General features: G+C 41.8%; 18 protein-coding genes. 11 read left to right on the top strand and 7 right to left on the bottom strand.

Annotated features, from left to right (window positions below; translation table 11 throughout):
- Positions 1–82 precede the first annotated feature (82 nt).
- Positions 83–430 (top strand): YbaB/EbfC family nucleoid-associated protein, encoded by a 348-nt coding sequence (locus ACM0OT_RS18655; RefSeq protein ID WP_414541144.1) that lies wholly within the window; start codon positions 83–85, stop codon positions 428–430.
- A 92-nt stretch (positions 431–522) separates the two neighbouring features.
- The gene (locus ACM0OT_RS18650; RefSeq protein WP_414565905.1) at positions 523–1008 is read left to right on the top strand and encodes a low molecular weight protein-tyrosine-phosphatase; all 486 of its coding nucleotides are present in this window, start codon (positions 523–525) and stop codon (positions 1006–1008) included.
- 117 nt (positions 1009–1125) lie between these two features.
- Here ACM0OT_RS18650 and ACM0OT_RS18645 read toward each other — a convergent pair whose 3' ends face one another.
- Positions 1126–1809 carry a response regulator transcription factor gene (locus ACM0OT_RS18645; RefSeq protein WP_414565904.1) on the bottom strand — a complete coding sequence of 228 codons (684 nt, stop codon included), beginning with the start codon at positions 1807–1809 and terminating at the stop codon, positions 1126–1128.
- A gap of 594 nt (positions 1810–2403) precedes the next feature.
- Here ACM0OT_RS18645 and ACM0OT_RS18640 point away from each other — a divergent pair.
- A complete protein-coding gene (locus ACM0OT_RS18640; protein ID WP_414565977.1) occupies positions 2404–3606 on the top strand; it encodes an argininosuccinate synthase in 1203 nt (400 codons plus the stop codon).
- Between the two features lie 118 nt (positions 3607–3724).
- On the opposite strand, the gene ACM0OT_RS18635 is transcribed toward ACM0OT_RS18640, so the two are convergent.
- The gene (locus ACM0OT_RS18635) at positions 3725–4354 is read right to left on the bottom strand and encodes a DedA family protein (RefSeq protein ID WP_414541147.1); all 630 of its coding nucleotides are present in this window, start codon (positions 4352–4354) and stop codon (positions 3725–3727) included.
- A gap of 451 nt (positions 4355–4805) precedes the next feature.
- Here ACM0OT_RS18635 and ACM0OT_RS18630 point away from each other — a divergent pair, with 451 nt between their 5' ends.
- Positions 4806–5159, top strand: a complete 354-nt coding sequence (locus tag ACM0OT_RS18630) for an STAS domain-containing protein (protein ID WP_414541148.1) — start codon at positions 4806–4808, stop codon at positions 5157–5159.
- A gap of 303 nt (positions 5160–5462) precedes the next feature.
- Here ACM0OT_RS18630 and ACM0OT_RS18625 read toward each other — a convergent pair whose 3' ends face one another.
- Both ACM0OT_RS18625 and rpsF read right to left on the bottom strand, forming a co-directional pair.
- Positions 5463–6023 carry an Npun_F5560 family protein gene (locus ACM0OT_RS18625; RefSeq protein ID WP_414565903.1) on the bottom strand — a complete coding sequence of 187 codons (561 nt, stop codon included), beginning with the start codon at positions 6021–6023 and terminating at the stop codon, positions 5463–5465.
- 209 nt (positions 6024–6232) lie between these two features.
- Complete coding sequence (rpsF, locus tag ACM0OT_RS18620) at positions 6233–6580, bottom strand: 30S ribosomal protein S6 (protein ID WP_414565902.1); 348 nt, start codon at positions 6578–6580, stop codon at positions 6233–6235.
- Positions 6581–6974: 394 nt separating this feature from the next.
- On the opposite strand from rpsF, the gene ACM0OT_RS18615 reads away from it, so the two are divergent.
- A complete protein-coding gene (locus ACM0OT_RS18615) occupies positions 6975–7748 on the top strand; it encodes a fumarylacetoacetate hydrolase family protein (RefSeq protein ID WP_414565901.1) in 774 nt (257 codons plus the stop codon).
- Here ACM0OT_RS18615 and ACM0OT_RS18610 read toward each other — a convergent pair.
- Both ACM0OT_RS18610 and ACM0OT_RS18605 read right to left on the bottom strand, forming a co-directional pair.
- Positions 7745–8221 (bottom strand): Tic20 family protein, encoded by a 477-nt coding sequence (locus ACM0OT_RS18610; RefSeq protein WP_414565900.1) that lies wholly within the window; start codon positions 8219–8221, stop codon positions 7745–7747. The two genes, ACM0OT_RS18615 and ACM0OT_RS18610, sit on opposite strands and share 4 nt — an antisense overlap.
- An 80-nt stretch (positions 8222–8301) precedes the next feature.
- Positions 8302–8499, bottom strand: a complete 198-nt coding sequence (locus tag ACM0OT_RS18605; RefSeq protein ID WP_414541153.1) for a hypothetical protein — start codon at positions 8497–8499, stop codon at positions 8302–8304.
- 535 nt (positions 8500–9034) lie between these two features.
- Here ACM0OT_RS18605 and glyA point away from each other — a divergent pair.
- The 3 genes from glyA (at position 9035) to ACM0OT_RS18590 (ending at position 12977) form a co-directional block, all read left to right on the top strand.
- Positions 9035–10318, top strand: a complete 1284-nt coding sequence (gene glyA, locus ACM0OT_RS18600; RefSeq protein WP_414565899.1) for a serine hydroxymethyltransferase — start codon at positions 9035–9037, stop codon at positions 10316–10318.
- Positions 10319–10636: 318 nt separating this feature from the next.
- The gene (locus tag ACM0OT_RS18595) at positions 10637–11686 is read left to right on the top strand and encodes a glycosyltransferase family 4 protein (RefSeq protein WP_414565898.1); all 1050 of its coding nucleotides are present in this window, start codon (positions 10637–10639) and stop codon (positions 11684–11686) included.
- 43 nt (positions 11687–11729) lie between these two features.
- Positions 11730–12977, top strand: coding sequence for a competence/damage-inducible protein A (locus tag ACM0OT_RS18590; protein WP_414565976.1), 1248 nt, complete (start codon positions 11730–11732; stop codon positions 12975–12977).
- A 73-nt stretch (positions 12978–13050) separates the two neighbouring features.
- Here the strand turns inward: ACM0OT_RS18590 and ACM0OT_RS18585 are convergent, their stop codons facing one another.
- Positions 13051–14097: a hypothetical protein gene (locus ACM0OT_RS18585; protein WP_414565897.1), complete on the bottom strand. Its 1047-nt coding sequence runs from the start codon at positions 14095–14097 to the stop codon at positions 13051–13053.
- 623 nt (positions 14098–14720) lie between these two features.
- Between ACM0OT_RS18585 and ACM0OT_RS18580 the strand changes: the two genes are divergently transcribed.
- From ACM0OT_RS18580 to ACM0OT_RS18570, 3 genes are all read left to right on the top strand, one after another.
- On the top strand, positions 14721–16649 hold the full coding sequence (locus ACM0OT_RS18580) for an alpha-amylase family glycosyl hydrolase (RefSeq protein ID WP_414565896.1): 1929 nt from the start codon (positions 14721–14723) through the stop codon (positions 16647–16649).
- Positions 16650–17336: 687 nt separating this feature from the next.
- Complete coding sequence (locus ACM0OT_RS18575; RefSeq protein WP_414565895.1) at positions 17337–18866, top strand: YifB family Mg chelatase-like AAA ATPase; 1530 nt, start codon at positions 17337–17339, stop codon at positions 18864–18866.
- A gap of 231 nt (positions 18867–19097) precedes the next feature.
- The gene (locus ACM0OT_RS18570; RefSeq protein WP_414565894.1) at positions 19098–20120 is read left to right on the top strand and encodes a YihY/virulence factor BrkB family protein; all 1023 of its coding nucleotides are present in this window, start codon (positions 19098–19100) and stop codon (positions 20118–20120) included.
- Positions 20121–20269 lie beyond the last annotated feature (149 nt).

The following is a 20269-nucleotide window of genomic DNA, read 5'->3' as shown; positions in this document are numbered from 1 at the left end:
TGGTAAGAAAATAGGCAAATTGCCGACCGCATCTATAATTGAATTTGATTTTGTTATTTAACGTACACTTGGAAAATCGATTATGACAGGTAAAGGACAGGGATTTGGTTTTGGCTTAGGAAAAATGAAAGAACTAGCTGATGCTTTTAAAAAAGCGCAGCAGGTTCAAGAAGGAGCAAAGCGTCTCCAAGAAGAATTGGAGCAAATGGAAATTCAGGGTGAGTCTGGTGGTGGACTCGTTAAAGTTATAGTCAGTGGGAACCAAGAACCCAAGCGCGTAGAAATTGCCCCAGATGCTCTAGGGCAAGGTGCAGAACTACTTTCTGATCTGGTAACAGTAGCCATGAAAGATGCCTACAACAAGTCTACAGCCACAATGCGGGAACGGATGGAAGACTTGACCAGTGGACTAGAACTACCTGGATTTTAATCATTGGTCATTAGTCATTAGTCATTAGTCATCTACCATTAGACTGATGACTGTAGACTTTTGACCTTTGATGGGTACTAAGTAAAATATTTATGCCTTACAAGCTGTTGTTTGTCTGCCTGGGGAATATTTGTCGCTCGCCATCGGCAGAAAATATTATGAATCATCTCATCGCACAGGCTGACTTGGGCGATGGCATTTTCTGTGACTCTGCGGGTACATCGAGTTACCACATTGGTAGCGCCCCCGACCGACGCATGAGTTCTGCTGCTGCTGCCAAATTGGGAATTAAACTGCGTGGTCAAGCTCGCCAATTTCAAAAATTAGACTTTCATGACTTTGATATGATCTTGGCAATGGATCAAGAGAATTATGAAAATATCCTTGCTCTTGATCCAACTAGGCAGCATCACCATAAAGTTTATTTAATGTGTCAATTTTGTTCAAGGCACACCCTCAAGGAAGTTCCCGACCCTTATTACGGCGGAGTAGATGGCTTTAATCAGGTAATCGATTTGCTTGTGGATGCTTGTGAAGGTTTACTTCAACACATTACCAACAATCAATTGCAAGCATAAATGTGAGCAAATACCTTGAGAGACACAGAATTTCTGGCTTGTGCAGAATCTGTAAAACTCTATGGTACTTGTACTAAAAGAATCTCCCGCCACAGCGTCAGCCTGGCGGTGAGAGGATCAATCCACTAAGCCATGCTTCATGGCAAAACGTACTAGTTCTGCTCGGTTGCTGGTGGCAGTTTTTCTTAATAAGCTGCTCACATATTTTTCCACTGTTCTGGGACTTAGGTGTAGTTGATTGCCCATGTCGGCATTAGAAAAACCGTGAGTCAATAGTTCTAGGACTTCTTGTTCTCTGGCGGTCAACGATGACAGCAAATGTGATTGCTGAATATGAGTAGATAAAGATTGGTGAGTGTCCATTTCTTTTGTCGCAAAGGAACCTCCCAGATTCTCTTTATGGGAAAAGCGGTACTCCGATTGAATAATTTGCGATCGCGCCAGGAGATTCCGAATTGCTGCTGCTAGCTCTTCTAGTTCAAAAGGCTTAGGCAAGTACAAATCGCACCCTGATTGGTAACCCAGAATTCTTTCTTGAGTCTTTGTGCGTGCTGTTAATAAAATTACGGGTAATAACCGAAATACTGGCTGTTGACGTACTCGACGTACTAGTTCATAGCCATTCATCTGTGGCATGACAATATCAGTGACTATCAAATCAGGATGGTAATCATCTACCATTGCCAAAGCCTCTTGACCGTCATTAGCTGTGATCACTGAGTAGCCAGACAGTTCAAGATAGTCACTAATAGACAGACGAGTGCCCAGGTCGTCATCCACAACAAGGATTGTCAAGGGCATGGACAGTACACCCCTAGCATTTTTTTACTCAGAATTTGACTTCTACAAGCTACAACAGTGAACACAGGCAGAAATAGTGTTCTTATGTTTCATACTATGACAGGATTAACAGCTTATGACTGCCTGAAGGTTGATTTATAAAGAAAATCTTAAATCCTTAGAAAGAGTTAACGAATTGTAACGCAATTAGACTCATAATGCTTAAAATTTACAGCTAGTTTTATCTTTCTTAATAAAGAAACCATATTGTATGACTATTTATGACTCAGATGTAAATAATTTTTACTTTAAAATTATTTTTTAGTACTAAAATCGACTCACCCAAAACTAGCCTGGCTGGTCTTAAGTGTAAATCAAATACAAAAAAACAAACATAATAAAAACTGGTTGATATTTGCCACAAGTATTAATACTCAACAAGAAGCAATCTTTCAGGAAAATGTCCAGAGGATAACGCTGACATAATACCAAATTGCCAAAGATAGTGTTGTGTAAAAGAAATCCAGCTTGGCAGTGAGATTGTCAAGGCTGTTAGCCAGCATGACTTATAATAATGACTCATTCTTTGTTTTCCTAACTGGAGAAATCAAACTCATGGGTCGCGCCAAAAAGGTTGTCCTGGCATATTCTGGTGGAGTGGATACCTCCGTTTGCATTCCTTACCTGAAAAAAGAGTGGGGTGTAGAAGAAGTAATTACTCTGGCAGCAGACTTAGGTCAGGGAGATGAATTAGAGCCAATCCGAGAAAAAGCTCTGAAATCGGGTGCAAGTGAATCTCTTGTGGCGGATGTGAAAGATAGTTTTGTTAAAGATTACGCTTTTCCCGCAATTCAAGCCAATGCCCTCTACGAAAATCGCTATCCCTTAGGGACTGCCCTTGCTCGTCCGTTGATTGCCAAGATACTAGTAGAAGCTGCCCATAAATATGGTGCTGATGCGATCGCTCATGGTTGCACTGGTAAAGGTAATGATCAAGTGCGCTTTGACGTAGCTTGTGCGGCCCTTGATCCCAATTTGAAGATCCTCGCACCAGCCAGGGAATGGGGCATGAGTCGTGAGGAAACCATCGCTTACGGTGAGCAGTTTGGTATCCCCACACCAGTAAAAAAATCTTCTCCCTATAGTATTGATAAAAATTTACTCGGTCGCAGCATAGAAGCTGGGGTATTGGAAGATCCAGCTGCTGAACCACCAGAAGAAATTTATGAAATGACCAAGGCGATCGCGGATACTCCCAATGAGCCAGAATACATGGAAATTGGGTTTCAGGGGGGTATTCCTACCAGCCTCAACGGCACACCTAAAAACCCAGTTGAGTTAATTGAACAACTCAATCAAGCCGCAGGCAATCATGGCATTGGGCGGATTGATATGATTGAAAACCGCCTAGTAGGTATCAAATCACGAGAAATATATGAATCACCCGCTATGTTAGTGCTAATTCAGGCACACCGTGATTTAGAAAGTCTGACTTTGACAGCGGATGTTAGTCACTACAAGCGGGGTATAGAAGAAACTTATACCCAAATAGTTTATAACGGTCTTTGGTACAGTCCACTCAAAAACGCACTAGATGCTTTTATTCACAAAACTCAAGAACGAGTTTTAGGAACAGTACGAGTCAAACTTTTTAAAGGTAACGCCAGCATAGTTGGGCGTTGGAGTGATAATTCTCTCTACACCCCCGATTTAGCGACCTACGGTTCGGAAGACCAATTTGATCACAAATCTGCTGAAGGCTTTATTTATATTTGGGGATTGCCCACGCGCATTTGGGCACAGCAAAGTAGGAAGTAGGAAGTGGGGAGTAGGGAGTAGGGAGTAGGGAGTAGGGAGTAGGGAGTAGGGAGTAACGAAGAAATTTCCCTCCTGCACCCTGCGCCCTGCCCCCCTGCCTCTTTCCCCTAGCCTCTTCTCACTCACTAGTTGCTCGTTTCACTTGGCGGGACTCTAACCATATGGGTATACCAATCAAGGCCACCAGAATTAGTAAAGCCGCGATCGCAAATTGACTCACCCAAGCAACCAATTGTTCTAGAGAAATAACTCTGCCAGCAAAAAAAGCTAACGTCACCATCACACTAGCCCATGCGCTTGCTCCTGCTAAGTTGTATACAAAGAATTTTCTAAAAGGCATTTCAGCTATACCTGCTAGTGGCGCTGCAAAAATTCGCAGTAATGCGAAAAAACGCCCAAAGAATACAGCTTTAGTGGCGTTATCACTAAATTGTTCTTTAATGTTGAGCAATCGCTCTTCGGAAACCCGAAAGAGTTTACCTATTTGCAGCAGAAACGGCCAGCCACCAATTTTACCAATCCAATAGCCACAAGCACCCCCTATGACAGCACCTGCAACGGCATCACCAAGTACTAACCAGTAACTTAGTTCATCACTGCCAGCGAGAAACCCACCCACCAGGGTTACTGTTTCACCAGGAAGGGGAATGCCCAAATTTTCTAGCAAAATTCCCAAAAAAATTGCCCAGTAACCATATTGGTGGGCAAATTCTTGGATGTTTTCTAGTGAAATCAATTCAAGAGACATCCCGCACCGCCGCCTTTACAATTTTTTACCTTTCATATATCTTGGCTCGTTTATGGCTGGGGTGTCAATCAAGCCATAATATAGACTTAATTTATATTTTAGTTTTTTATGTTATTTATTAGATATTGAATATTGACGCTTTAGTCTTGACGAGTTATTAACACAGATACATACTCTAAACAAAATTATTAGGGAAAACTTATAAAAATCTGATGAAAATATAAAAATTTTGTAAAAGATACGGTTGATACCGAAATTATTAGGCGATTATGCCTATATTTAGGGAAGTTAAAATAAATTATACGGCACAAGTACTGAACTAAATCGTTTTTGCAGCCGATATGTGAATTCCTAGCATTTGGGAAGCAAACAATATTTTGCTGTTAAAGATAAGCTAGTATTTATGCCAAATTTCTGTTCTGTTACGTGTTTCAACTACCTAGTTAAATTCATGACTATCTCACAAGAATTGCAAGTAGTTTTATTTAAGCCCCACGGCAGCATTGACTTGCAGGGTGGAATGACTTTGAGCGAACAGATGAGGGAAGTCACACCCCAGTCTGATCAACTCTGGGTTATTGACTTATCAGAAGTTGATTTTATGGATAGTTCTGGATTAGTACCTTTGATTAATGGACTAACATCGGCACGTGAAAATGGTTGTCGCCTAGTGTTATGCAACGTCCAAGCTCCAGTAAGATTAATTTTGGAACTGACTCAGCTAGATTCAGTTTTTGAAATTTTTGATACTTACGAGGATATTTTCACTGCCAGTAACGATAAAGATCTGGCTATAGCGAGCTAGTTTATTACCTGTGATAGATGCGGTAATTTCATCGCTTTTGTATTTCTTAATCTTCTCCTAATTCCTTTATCATAGCCAGCGATCGCAGTCTCATGTTAGCCGATTTAACTGACACTTACATTGCAATACTGGTGTCAATTAATGTTTAGTGGCAACGGGTGCAGAGGGAAATAAGCAAACCAGTTTCAGACAAATTTTGTCTAATTTACTACCCTGACTGCACCAATCATCTGACTGCATCTGACTGCTAAATATATAAAAGCTAACCACTTCCTTAGATGTAAGTGGTTTATTATTGGCAATTTATGCATTTTGTACAGTAGAAATATTGTTTGGACTAGAATCCGGACGGGGAAAATTTGGCAAATCAATGCCACTGTGACTCGCTGTGCGGGTCTTAATTGCCAAACGGTAACTCACGCTTTGCAATTCTGCCTGAAGTTTACGGTTTTCCCTTTGTAACATTGCTACTTTTTCTCTGACTGGAGCCATACGCTCCTCAAACTTACGACGGTAAATTTGGGGTAACTCTTGTACTACTTGCTCTAACATTCGACTGCGATCAGTTAGTTCTTGTACTGACTGCCGTAGTTGGTAAATTTCGGTATCACGAGTAGTAATTTGTTCTTGGTAGAATGTTACTTGCTGCTCAACAGCTTGCAATTGTTCTTGCAATGCCTGTAATTGAGTAGTATCATACTCAGGCTCGGATTTCTGGGGCATAAAATTAGCATTGCCCTTTACCAAGCGGAAAAGTTCTTGAGATAGCTGCTGCACTAATTGATCACGCAGCTGCAACTCTTGGCGCAACTGCGATACCTCTGTAGAGAGAGCTTGGATGTTGGGTGTGTCAGTTTGGCTCACAGTGGCTTACAGCTCCCATTGACGAATGCTTGTCTAAATTTTAGGTATAACTGCGATGGTACTGCCTTAAGGAAGTACTTGTTAATTTAGCATTCCCAACCACATGCCGAAAAACTTACTTGGTAAAAATTTTTTTATATTTACCTTAATCAGTACTGAGTACTGAGTCAAAAAACTCAACACTCAGCATTGGTTAATGAGATTACAACTTAGGCGGTTACAGCAACTGTTTCTGTTTCTGTTTCTGCTGTTTCTGCTTCTGTTTCTGGTAGATCCTGCTTAATAGTCAAGTAGCGAATCACTTCTTCGCTCAAACGCATAGCACGTTCCATAGGAGCGATCGCAGATCCAGGCCCAGTGTAGTTCATTTGCACGTAGATGCCGTCCCGGTGTTTTTTAATTTCATAAGCCAGACGACGTTTTCCCCGATTTTGAATTTCGATGTTTTCAGCACCTTGTTCTTGGAGCAAATTCTGGTATTTAGCGATCGCTTGCTCTACCTGTTCATCTCCCAGATCAGGACGTAGGATGTATATTGTTTCGTAAACTATGGACATGCTTTTAGGTCTCCTTATGGACGAAAGGGCTGCTGATGTGATTTTATACAGGAATCTCATGGAGGATACCAGCAATGATCAACATCAAAGCAACAAGGAACTATAATCTTACCAGTTTTCAATTTGAATCATTAGCCAAATCCGCCAAATAAATAAAAACCTAACCCTCCTGCAATGCTAAACTCACCGCGCTGGCTCACTTTTGAATTTCGATGATTAGTACTAGATTTTAGTGAACACCAGCAAATTGATGAAGCTATCAACTTAGCTAATGGGTATGCTTCCCAAATTGAGACTATAGCTAATCGGTCTGGGGCTAAAGCCTCTACCACTGACTGAATATGCTACCCGCTTACAGCTTTCAATCGCAGACAAAAGGATATTAATCAAGGTTATGGCGCAGCGCTATGTGCGAGTTCAAAATCAAGAAGGAAAAATTTACTATGGATTGCTACAACTATCCCTCAACGTGCAGGTGCTAGATGCTCCACCCTGGTTAAAAGGGGAACCCATAGACTTAATTCTCGAACCAAAAAACTACCAAATTCTTACTCCCTGCTCTCCTTCCAAAATTGTGGCGGTAGGGAAGAATTACACAGATCATGCTGAAGAAATGGGAACTAAAGTCCCTAGTGAGCCACTACTCTTTCTCAAGCCGCCCACATCTATTATTGCTTCGGAAACAGAAATTAAGTATCCGCTCCAGTCGCAACGGGTAGACTACGAAGGTGAATTAGCATTAGTCATTGGCGATCGCACTTGTAAATGCACAGTAGAAGAAGCCCAAACCAAAATTTGGGGCTACACCATAGCTAACGATGTGACAGCGCGAGATCTCCAACAAAAAGACGGTCAATGGACACGCGCCAAAGGTTTTGATACGTTTTGTCCTTTAGGCCCTTGGATTGTCCGAGAATTGAATCCTGGAGCCAGATTACAGACATTTTTGAATGATGATCCTACGCCAGTGCAGTCTGCTTGTATTGATCAGATGGTGTTTCCCCCTGACGTGTTAGTTTCCTACATTAGTCAGGTGATGACACTGTTGCCGGGTGATGTAGTGTTAACAGGTACACCAGTGGGTGTAGGGCCGATGCACATAGGCGATCGCGTCCGTATAGAAATTGAAGGCATTGGTCGCTTGGAAAACACCGTGACCACTTACTAGCGCACCTGCATATAAACAGCATCAGAAATCGCCGGAATTTCTGCATAACGCCCAAACAGAGATTGGGCCACAGAATAGATAATTGCTGCTATTAAGCCGATAAAAATGGTGTTGGTGATAGTTTCAATGGCAAAGCCAGCACCAGGAACCGGAGATATAATTTGCAGCAGTATGGAACACAAAAATATAACTATACTGAATAGAATTGCCTGCATCGTATTGAAACGAATGAAGTGACTAATTTTTTCGTTTCTCACCACTAATAAGAACAAGGCAAAAAAGACGATCAAGCTAGCAAAAGGTACTGCTTGATAAATTGCCAGTATGGGAGTTAAAGGGATTAATATGACTTGCAGGAAAGGAAACTGTCTCAGCAGATAGCTACCAAAGACTAGACCCTCAATTAAAGGCAGTAAGTAAGGTAAACAAGCAAAAATCCGGTCAGAAACATTTGTAGACCCACGCCAAGTCATTGTGCGTTCTCCTTTGACTAAATTTTAAAAGTGACTGAGCCTAGGATAACGCAGTTGCATAGTCTTGCTGAGATATCTGATTATTCTACATAAGCAATTCGGAAACCCATCATACATTCATACTGCTCTACTTGCTGTGCATTCAGTTGGCGAATAGCTTGACCGCATCGCAATTGACCGCCACGCCAACGGGGTTGACCGCTCCCATCAGCCAGTAGACAAGATTGGCAAACTTGAGCGGGAGCGAGGATTTGCTCGTCCATTAAAATGACTAACATTGAATCCCTCCTGTACATTTTCATTACTTACCCCGCATTGTTCCCCCAGCTTAGGCACACTTTTAATAGATACGCAAATTATGGACGCAGCCAGATCAGACTGAAACTGTGTATGGAAACTATGGTGATGGTAATGCCCCAACGTATAGTTTTACGCTGCTGTTGGCAAACATGGGGTAATAACAAAAAATACCAAGTGAACTTTAATTTATTGTACGTTTTCCGTCTGAGATAGAGATAATTTTGTAACAAGACATACAAAACTTAGACAAAATACAGATATACATAAGTATCCTGAACAATATTAAATCCGCATTCTTTCGCCTCTCTGTAAAGTTAGCCATAGCGGTGTAAAATTTGAAATTCAGGAAAAAGCTTAAAGGTGATTAACACATTCATGGGTCTGGCATCTAATAATAAATAAGTCAGCACTAATAACAGTCAGCAGTCAAACACCATTGATTGTAAACGTTAACTTAGATGCTGCGCCCAGCCAATATCAACAGTTTTGACAATTTCCATAAGGATAGTTGAAGTGACTAGAACTAATTCAGAATTTCTCGCTGACTCAGATCCAGCGATCGCCGGGTTAATTAACCAAGAACTACAGCGTCAACGCGACCACTTAGAGTTGATTGCGAGCGAAAACTTTACCTCGGCTGCTGTACTAGCGGCTCAAGGTTCGGTACTCACAAATAAATATGCCGAAGGTTTACCAGGTAAACGCTACTATGGCGGTTGTGAATTTATCGACGAAGTTGAGCAATTAGCCATTGATCGAGCTAAACAATTATTTGGTGCAGCTCACGCCAATGTCCAACCCCATTCTGGCGCTCAGGCAAATTTTGCGGTTTTCCTGACATTGCTAGAACCCGGCGACAAAATCATGGGTATGGATTTATCTCATGGGGGACATCTTACTCACGGTTCACCAGTGAATGTTTCGGGTAAGTGGTTCCAAGTGTGCCACTATGGCGTGAACCAACAAACAGAACAACTAGACTACGACCAAATCAGAGAGCTGGCGCTAAGGGAGCGTCCTAAGCTCTTAATTTGTGGTTATTCAGCTTATCCCCGGATCATTGATTTTGCTAAGTTTCGCAGTATTGCTGATGAAATCGGCGCTTACTTACTAGCAGATATTGCCCATATCGCTGGTTTGGTTGCTAGTGGTTTGCACCCCAACCCCATTGCTGAATGTGATGTAGTTACAACTACTACCCACAAAACATTACGTGGCCCTCGCGGTGGTTTGATTTTAACCCGCGATGCCGAACTAGGTAAAAAGCTAGATAAATCCGTTTTTCCTGGCACTCAAGGCGGCCCTCTAGAACATGTAATTGCTGCTAAGGCAGTAGCTTTTGGTGAAGCACTCAAGCCAGAATTTAAAACTTATTCGGCGCAAGTAATTGACAATGCCCGTGCCTTGGCCCAGCAACTACAAAACCGTAGCTTAAAGCTAGTATCCAATGGTACAGACAATCATTTGATGTTAGTAGATTTACAGAATATAGGACTCACAGGCAAACAAGCCGATCAGCTCGTGAGTGGCGTGAACATTACCGCCAACAAAAATACAGTCCCCTTTGACCCCCAATCACCATTTGTCACCAGCGGATTAAGATTAGGTTCCCCAGCCATGACCACAAGAGGCTTGGGAGAAGTAGAATTTACCGAAATTGGTAACATTATCGCCGATCGCCTACTTGACCCCGATTCTGAGACAGTCGCCCAAGATTGTCGCCAACGGGTAGCCGCATTGTGCGATCGCTTCCCCTTGTATCCACATTTACAAATTCCAGTTCCAGCTTTGGCGTAAAGAAGAAGCAGGGAGCAGGGGGGCAGCACTTCGGCTTACCTCGACTTCGCTCGGTACAAGTCGCTCAGTGGACGGGAGCAGGGGGAAAGACTTCTAGCTATGACCAACATTTTCCCTATTGCCTTGTCCCCTTGCACCGCACTGAGCTTGTCGTAAAGCCCTGAAGGGGATAGCTGCGCTTACCGCGCAGCGTCTCGAAGAGAAGTGTCCCCTTGTCCCCAATTCTCTTGCTGATCAAAGCCCAAAATGTAGTAAATATTTAGATGGCAACATCCCACGGCAAATTGTTGTCTGACCACTACGTTACTAAAAATACCGATGCCTCCCCAGATTTATCATCTGATTGCTTTTCTGATAGCCGCAGTAGTCGTTCTCTGGACTACGCCTGATGTAAAAAACATTGGTATAAAAAGTGGACGTGTAGATCAACCAGGCGATCGCAAAGTCCATCAACGCCCAATGGTACGTCTGGGAGGAGTTTCTATCTTTACTGGTACCATTGCTTCTCTACTGATTGTCTGGTGGTTGGGCGGATTTGGTCATTTACCACCTGAAAAAGAATGGCAAATTTGGGGTGTTACTTTAGGCGGCCTGGGCTTTTTTTTGATTGGTTTAGCCGATGACTTGTTAAGTCTTTCTCCACTCACACGCTTGCTAATGCAAATTATTGTGGCTGCTGGCGCTTGGAAAGTTGGTGTGAGTATAGATTTTATTAGCATTCCCACAGTTGGTATAGTTAACCTCACTTGGCTAAGTTTACCGGTTACGGTTATTTGGCTGGTGGGCATGGTCAATGCTATTAACTGGATTGATGGTTTAGATGGTTTAGCCGCTGGAGTGTCAGGAATTGCGGCTGTAATTATGTTGCTAGTATCTCTATTTATGCGACAACCAGCAGCAGCTTTAATCGCCGCCGCTTTAGCTGGCGCATCTTTGGGATTTCTTCGCTATAACTTCAACCCCGCGCAAATCTTTATGGGAGATGGCGGGGCTTATTTTATGGGATTTACTCTAGCGGCTGTAGGTGTCATTGGTTTAGTGAAAATTCCGGCCTTCACTGCGGTGATTTTGCCTTATCTGATTTTGGCTGTACCAATTGTTGATATGTCAGCTGTGATTTTGGCACGACTTTGCAGTGGTAAATTACCTTGGGTTGCAGATGGTCACAGCCATTTACATCACCGACTCTTAAAGGCTGGTTTATCCCATCGCTGGACTGTTTTGTTTATTTACTCTCTTACCCTGTGGGTAGGAAGTTTGGCATTAGCTGTTGCTGGTATTCCTAGTGGTGTTGTTTACGCTAGTGCAACCACCTCGCTACTCAGTTATGTTTCTTGGCGAGTTTGGAAATTATCTCAACACAAGTAAAGGCTGATTACTTTTGTCTTATTACTGGATGACCAAAGATTTAATGAGTGCAGAAATTATTTGTGTTGGTACTGAACTGCTGTTAGGAGATATCCTCAACAGTAATTCTCAATTTTTAGCGCAACAATTAGCGCAACTGGGGATTCCCCACTACTATCAAACGGTAGTTGGGGATAATCCAGAAAGACTCAAGCAAGTTATGGAAATTGCTATATCAAGAGCGCAAATTCTCATTTTTACAGGTGGTCTTGGCCCTACACCTGATGACCTGACTTGTGAAACTATTGCCGATTTTTTTGGCGTTCCCTTGGTAGAACATCCAGAAATTATCGAAGACATAACTCAGAAATTTGCCCAACGTGGTCGGGTAATGACTCCTACCAACCGCAAACAAGCATTAATTCCTCAAGGTGCAGACATTTTACCCAACCCTACAGGTACAGCACCCGGTATTATCTGGCAACCCCGCCCGGAAATCACAATTTTTACTTTTCCTGGTGTCCCCTCGGAAATGCACCGGATGTGGTCAGAAACAGCGGTACCTTTTCTCAAAAATCAAGGTTGGGGACAAGAAATTATTTATAGCCGGAGTTTAAAGTTTTGGGGGATCGGTGAATCGGCTTTGGCAGAAAAAGTTGCCCCCTATTTTAACTTACCAAATCCCACGGTAGCTCCTTATGCGGGTAAGGGTGAAGTCAGACTGCGAATTTCTGCCAAGGCTGCTTCCGAAGCCGCCGCTGAGGCTTTGATTGCACCTGTGGAGAAACAAATTAAAGATATTGCTGGATTAGATTACTACGGGACTAATGATGACACTTTGGCTTCTGTGGTAGGTCAGTTATTGCGTCTATCGGGTGCAACACTATCGGTGGCAGAATCTTGCACTGGTGGGGGATTAGGGCAAATATTGACTGATAAATCTGGCAGTTCTGATTACTTTTGGGGTGGGGTAATTTCTTATGACAATTCGGTAAAGGTGGGATTACTAGGAGTGAATCCAGAGGATTTAGAGAAATTTGGGGCAGTAAGTGCTATTGTTGCCGAACAAATGGCTGTGGGAGTAAAAACTCGCCTCTCAACTACTTGGGCCTTGAGTATTACAGGTGTTGCTGGCCCAACCGGAGGAACAGACACCAAGCCAGTGGGTTTAGTTTACATTGGTTTAGCAGGGCCAGAGCAGGAAGTGAAAAGTTTTGAATATCGCTTTGGCACTATGCGGGGACGTGCGTTAATTCGTTATATCAGTGCTAATACAGCTTTAGACTTGCTGCGACGGACATTAATCAGATAATCCGGTTCAGGTTTTCCCCATAACATTTTTGCCTTCAACAAAAATCCTACTCCCCACTCCCTACTCCCCACGCTTAACTAAACTCTATAGTCTCCACAAAATCTAAAATATTCTCCTGAATGTCTTTAGCTTCTTCTGCGATGGAAGTCGGCATTTCACCGTTAAAGAAGTTGTGCTGGCTGCTAACTATATACACATAGTTAGTATTCATAAACGCGAGTAGCCCCCGGTATGCGTCCAACTTAGTGGCAGTGCCATTATTTTCTTGCTGGGAAATTGTGGAACCCTGAGGCATATGAACTAAGACGAAGTAAGATCCTTCTATTTTGTCTGCTAAGTATTCAGTATATTTCACCTCAGCTTTGGGCACATTGCTGAAAATTGCTTGCGGAAGGTACTTGTTGACTAGAAGTGATTGGAGATATTCTTCTTGCCCAATAGATTCCAACTCCTCTAACTGGTCTGAAGGGATGGAATAATAATCAATTCTGAGAAAAGTGCCGAAGTCATCAGAAAAGGCAGCTAGCCCTTCTTGACTGTTTACCTTACCACCTTGTTGTGGATCAACAGGAATAGGAACTGAAAAATTACCTGAGGGCGATTCATATACGTCGTCGCCATAATCTTTGACTACTGTGTCGTCGTCATCAAAGTATTCCTCATTTTCTGCTTCTTCTAAAGCAGCGATTACTTCTTGGATGATTTCTTGGGTTTCTTCATCCTCAAGTTCCAAAGCTTCCTGTAACTTTTTTAGATAAGGCTGTTTTTGTTTAGGGATAACCAGTTCTTCTTCGTCTATCACCACGATTACCCCAGCGGCAAAAGCATCTAAAACTAGGTCATCGGAAAGGCTTTCGTTAGCAAGATTAAATAAAGACCCAAGTCCTTCATCTTCGGCAATGCCTATGAGTTTATCGACTATTTCCACAATTTCATCTGCTGAGTATTCTTCAAAAACTTCAAATTCCCAAAGGATACTCACTAAATTTTCTACATCCACCTCATCTACAGAAGCATGAGCGATCGCAGTGATTGTGGCAATGGCTGCTACGGCTTCTTCTGGACTCAATGTTTCTTTGGAGACTTGTGATGAGTTAAAAATTTTGTCATATTTAGTCATAATTACTACCCTGTTTATTTGCTAGTGCTGACAGATTAAAAGTAACAATGGTCAGTTTAGCAATGTAGCGAACCTTTTATAGAAGAAGGTTTACTAACATTTGGTTAACTTGATGTTTCTCAGTGTGTCGCCAGTGTCCATTCAATATTACTGAAATTCGCTGGTAGTAAAACCCCCGCTTTAGTGGATGTGAATGATTAGACATGCAGAGAGTAAACAGTAATATTTTTGGAGAAATTTAGATTTATTTAGTATCTGGGTGTCCTTATTAGTAGACTTTGGCTTTGATTGACTTTGATTTCTGGATTAAATCCTAGTAGCATCTCGATACTGTCAGGCGTAGTGCCAAATATTTTGTGCTGTTAATTAACCCTAGAAGTCCTGAACTTTGCTTTCAATATTAATATTTACTTTACAATTCAATTCCCATAGTAGTAATCATCTTTTGCCTTGATTTATTGGCAAGTTAATTCATTAATGGGTAGATTTATCAACTAGCTGGAGATAGATTTTTATATCTTGAGTAGGATGACATAATACTGCTGTGTATAATGGCACATCGTCTTATAGATGCTGTGGTCTTATCCGTGCAAACTTTAATTCCATGAAATTAAGCAACTTTTATGGTGCAAAATCCTCCATCCCAGTTCTCGCCAGAGCAATACAAAGTAGATTCTCCCAGCGCACAAGTAGAAGCTCTCATCCAAGCACCGGCATCAGAAACGGAAATTGATTTAGAATTTCTTTACACGAGAGATATTGAATTTCGTCAAGAAACAATTTATTTTCTGGTAGTTGATCGCTTTTTTGATGGTGATCCAGATAACAGTGAAGGGATTAACTCAGATTTATACGATCCGAACCAACAAGAATGGGGTAAATATTGGGGTGGCGATTTGCAAGGTGTGATTGATAAATTGGACTATCTCAAAAATATGGGGGTGACTGCTGTTTGGCTGACTCCCTTATTTGAACAAGTAGAAGATTTATTAATTAGTAATGCAGCCATGCACGGCTATTGGACAAAAGACTTTAAACGAATTAATCCTCGCTACATTGCCCAGGGTGAGAATCCTTCGTTAAACGAAACCCAGGAAACCAAAAATACTACTTTTGATCGGTTAATTGAGGAACTGCACAAGCGCAAAATGAAGTTGGTGCTGGATATTGTCTGCAACCACAGTAGCCCTGATACTAACGGTAGTAAGGGTGAACTGTATGACGATGGCGTGAAAATTGCTGACTTCAATGATGATGTCAATCACTGGTATCACCATTATGGTGAAGTGCAAAATTGGGAAGATGATTGGCAGGTGCAAAACTGCGAACTAGCTGGTTTAGCTACCTTCAACGAAAATAATAGTGAATATAGACAGTACATCAAGTCAGCAATTAAACAATGGTTAGACCGGGGTGTAGATGCACTCAGGGTGGATACTGTCAAGCATATGCCTATTTGGTTTTGGCAAGAATTCACAGGCGATATTACCAATCACAAGCCAGATGTATTTATTTTCGGCGAATGGATTTACAGCCATCCTGGTGACGATCGCTCGATAGAATTTGCCAATGAATCAGGCATGACCATACTAGACTTTGGCCTATGCATGGCAATTAGAGCTGCACTAGCCCAAGGTTCAGAAAACGGATTCCACACAATTCAATACATTTTTGACCAAGACCATCGCTACAACGGAGCTACAGAGTTAGTTACCTTTATTGACAACCACGATATGTGTCGCTTTCAAACGCTGAACCCAGATCCAGCGATGTTAAAAGTGGCGATCGCCTTAATCATGACAGTTCGTGGTATTCCCTGTATTTATTACGGTACAGAACAGTATTTACATAACGATACTGATGGCGGTAATGATCCTTACAACCGCCCCATGATGGAAAGTTGGGATACTGATACGGAAATTTATCGTTATATCAGATTGTTATCTGGATTACGACGGTTAAATCCAGCAGTATCAATGGGTAGCCATTGGCAAAAATATATTACACCAGACATTTATTGCTATGTCCGTCGCTATCGTGATTCTATCTGTTTTGTCGCCCTCAGTCGGGGAGGCGCAGTCACCTTACCAGAAGTAGAAACAGAACTACCTGATGGCGAACATACTTGCGTTATCACTCGCAACAAGTATGAAGTAAAAGACGGCAAAATTTATAACTTGCTACTGGAAGAACGGGGAGTAATTGTTTTCAGCCACGTTGGCGAAAGAATCAAAGGAGAAACCATCGTGCGGGTACAACTCAATGGAGTTAATACCCAACCAGGTGAAACCATTGTGATTACTGGAGATTGTCCAGAATTAGGCAACTGGGATATTAGCAAAGCTTATCCTTTAGAGTACATCAACACCAACACCTGGTCGGCAGAGATTCCCTTTAACGAAAGCGCTGGTAACTTGATTAGTTATAAATATGCCATGTGGCGAGAAGGGCGATCGCCTCTGCGCGAAAATCTCGTTAACCGTCGTTGGGTAATTGCCAAAGAAGGTACTGTGAAATGGCGTGATACCTGGGCTTCAGGGCGAGAGTCTTAACAGGAAAGCATAATTACAGTTACGGGCCAGTACAAAAAATTGTGCTGGCTTCCCAAAGCTAGGTACAAGATATCAGTTAAGAAAAAATTTTGAAGCAACCAGATACCTTTTAATGATTTTTTGCAAGTAATTTACACTTTCACACTTTTCGCCACAATGCTTTGCAGTATCTTAAAACAAATAACAGCAGTAATACAGATGTAACAATTAAAACTGAGTGTAAAACTAATAGATATCTAAAGTAAGAGGTTTTGAACATGGCTAAACAACCAAAACAACCAAAAATGCCCAAAATGCCAAAGGCTCCAAAACCTCTAAAGATGGTTAACGGGTATTTCAAGAAAGATGGGACTTTTGTAGCTCCTCACCTTAAGGGAGGGTATAAAGCTTTTTAGTTAAGCAAGATGTTACTAAATTTATAAACTGTAATATATTGATACACCCCTAAGCGTTAGGGGTTATTTTTTTGCAAATACTTATTGAATTACTCTGAACCATAATTTACCTGCATCTCTAGAGACTATTATTTTAGCGGTAGCAGAGTCGCACAGAGGAAGAGTTAAAGAGGTTTAATTGGGCATTTCATCTTTAAATTTAGCAATTGTGAGAATTGTCTGTGTGGTTGTACCCATGCCGATTGATTTATTCATCTGCTAGAGATTTTAAAGGTTTATTTTTATAGAAGAAATGCTTGCTAGAGTCTGGAGTGCATCTATTGTAGGCATCGATGCCGTCAAAGTTGGCGTGGAAGTCGATGTTTCCGGGGGTTTACCAGGAATTGTGGTGTTGGGGCTACCAGATTCGGCGGTTCAAGAATCTAAAGAAAGAGTCAAAGCCACGCTGAAAAACGCTGGTTTTGCTTTTCCCATGCGGAAAATTGTGATTAACTTAACGCCAGCAGATTTACGCAAGGAAGGGCCTTGTTTTGATTTGCCCATTAGTGTAGGTATTTTGGCGGCTTCTGAACAAGTTCGGGCTGATTTGTTGGGCGATTACCTATTCTTAGGTGAAGTTTCTTTGGATGGTAGTTTAAGGCCTGTGGCTGGTGTTTTACCCATTGCTGCAACTGCTAAAAAAATGGGAATTAGCGGTTTAGTGGTTCCTGCTGATAATGCTCAAGAAGCTTCGGTGGTAGAAGGATTGGCTGTGTACGGCTGCAAGCATTTATCTGATGTGGTTAATTTATTAAATAATCCAGGGCGTTATCAGCCTGTACAGGTAGATCAACCCCAAGAATTGCCCACAATAGCTTATCCTGGCGCAGATTTAAAAGATGTCAAAGGACAGGCTCATGCTCGTCGGGCTTTGGAAATTGCGGCGGCTGGGGGACACAATTTAATTTTTGTCGGGCCTCCAGGAAGTGGGAAAACTATGCTAGCTCGACGTTTACCGGGTATTTTACCACCTTTGGAATTTGCCGAATCTCTAGAAGTCACGCGCATTCACTCGGTGGCTGGTTTATTAAAAAATCGGGGTTCTTTAGTACGCGATCGCCCGTTTCGTAGTCCCCACCATTCAGCGTCTGGCCCTTCTCTTGTGGGTGGTGGTAGCTTTCCTCGTCCTGGGGAAATCTCCTTATCTCACCAAGGAATTTTGTTTCTCGATGAATTAACGGAATTTAAGCGGGATGTTTTAGAATTTTTGCGCCAACCTTTAGAAGATGGCTATGTAACCATTTCCCGCACCCGCCAATCTGTGACGTTTCCCGCCCAGTTTACTTTGGTAGCCAGTACCAATCCCTGTCCTTGCGGTTACTATGGCGATACTATTCAACAATGTACTTGTTCACCCAGACAACGAGAACAATATTGGGCCAAGCTTTCAGGTCCTTTAATGGATCGGATTGATTTACAAGTTGCAGTTAATCGCCTAAAACCAGAAGAAATTACCCAACAACCCACAGGAGAAGCTTCAACTTCGGTTTTGGAACGAGTCAAACAAGCACGCGATCGCGCCACTACCCGGTTTGAAAATGAACCAAATCTGCGGTGTAATGCCCAAATGCAAAGTCATCATCTCCAGACATGGTGCAAGTTAGATGATACTAGCCGCAGTTTATTAGAAGCAGCAATTAGAAAATTAGGGTTATCAGCAAGGGCGAGCGATCGTATTCTCAAAGTAGGGCGGACTATTGCAGATTTGGCAGGGGAAGATGAATTAAAAGCCAATCACATAGCTGAAGCGATTCAATACCGCACAATCGATAGGATGCAATAATAAGTCAGTTATGGGCTTGAGGATGTCTCCACAGGCGATCGCCCGTTCCTCAAATTATTAATGAAACCCTTGTATCGACGTTTCATAACATTTCTACCTTCTTTCCCGGAGCTATAAATTCTGCCTTAAGAATATGGCACAAATGCCCTTAGGTAGATGTAATGTCATCAAAAATTAGTATCAAATATAGCAGGAGGATACAAACTTCCTAACTATAAGGAGACTAATTGAATGAATTTCAAAGCAATGTGGCGGCTACTGAAAGAAACATTTAAAGAATGGAGTGAAGATAAAGTTCCCAGGTTAGCAGCAGCATTGGCTTATTACACAATATTTTCCATAGCACCTTTGCTGATTATTGTCATTGCCGTCGCTGGAGCAGTATTTGGTGAAGATGCCGCTAGAGGTGAAATTGTCAATCAGATTCAAGGATTAGTTGGTAGAGATGGAGCAGAATTTATAGAAACAGCTATCCAAAATGCTAATCAACCAGAAACAGGAGGAACTGTAGCCTCAATTATTAGTATTGTAATTTTATTTGTCGGTGCTACTGGTTTATTTTCGGAATTACAAGATTCTCTCAATACAATTTGGGAGGTCAAACCAAAACCTGGACAAGGAATTATGAATATAATCCGCACCCGCTTTTTATCATTTACCATGATTTTGGGTGTGGGTTTTTTACTATTAGTTTCTCTAGTTGTCAGCGCAGGTTTATCAGCAGTATTAACTTATGTAAGTGGTTTATTACCAGGTGCAGATATTATTTGGCAGATATTGAATTTTGTACTTTCTTTTGCCATTACTACAGTTTTATTTGGATTAATTTTCAAAGTTCTCCCCGATGTAAAAATTACTTGGGATGATGTTTTAATTGGTGCTATTATCACGTCCTTTTTGTTTGCTATTGGTAGATTTGTCTTAGGACAGTATTTAGGTAATACAACTTTTGGTTCTGCCTATGGCGCTGCTGGTTCATTGGTAGTCATCCTCGCTTGGGTTAACTATGCTGCTCAAATTCTTTTCTTTGGTGCTGAATTTACCCAAGTTTATGCTAGGAGACATGGCAATGGAATGACTCCAACAGCAAATGCCATACCTATAGATGAAGACGTTGCGGCTAATCACAGTAGTAATACATCTGTAGGACAAACTAATAATAGAAAAAAACGTCCTCCCAATTTAATCAATCGCATTATGCGTTATTTCCAGCCCAAACGCATCAAACGCAGAAGAAGAATCAACTTTTATTAGAAGAGAGCAAGAGAATAGTTTGGAGGAAAGACTTTCGACTGGCTAATTAATAACACAATATCTTCCCTACTCTCCACTCCCTCATTTTCTCACTGCACTAATGAACTGATTTGACTGTAAAATATGACAGTTGTATTCTGCCGCGAACG

The sequence above is a fragment of the Anabaena sp. CCY 9613 genome, assembly GCF_963920895.1.
Lineage (GTDB): Bacteria > Cyanobacteriota > Cyanobacteriia > Cyanobacteriales > Nostocaceae > Cyanocohniella.
Note: the sequence above shows the minus strand (reverse complement) of the source record. Positions and strands in the feature narration are given on the sequence as shown.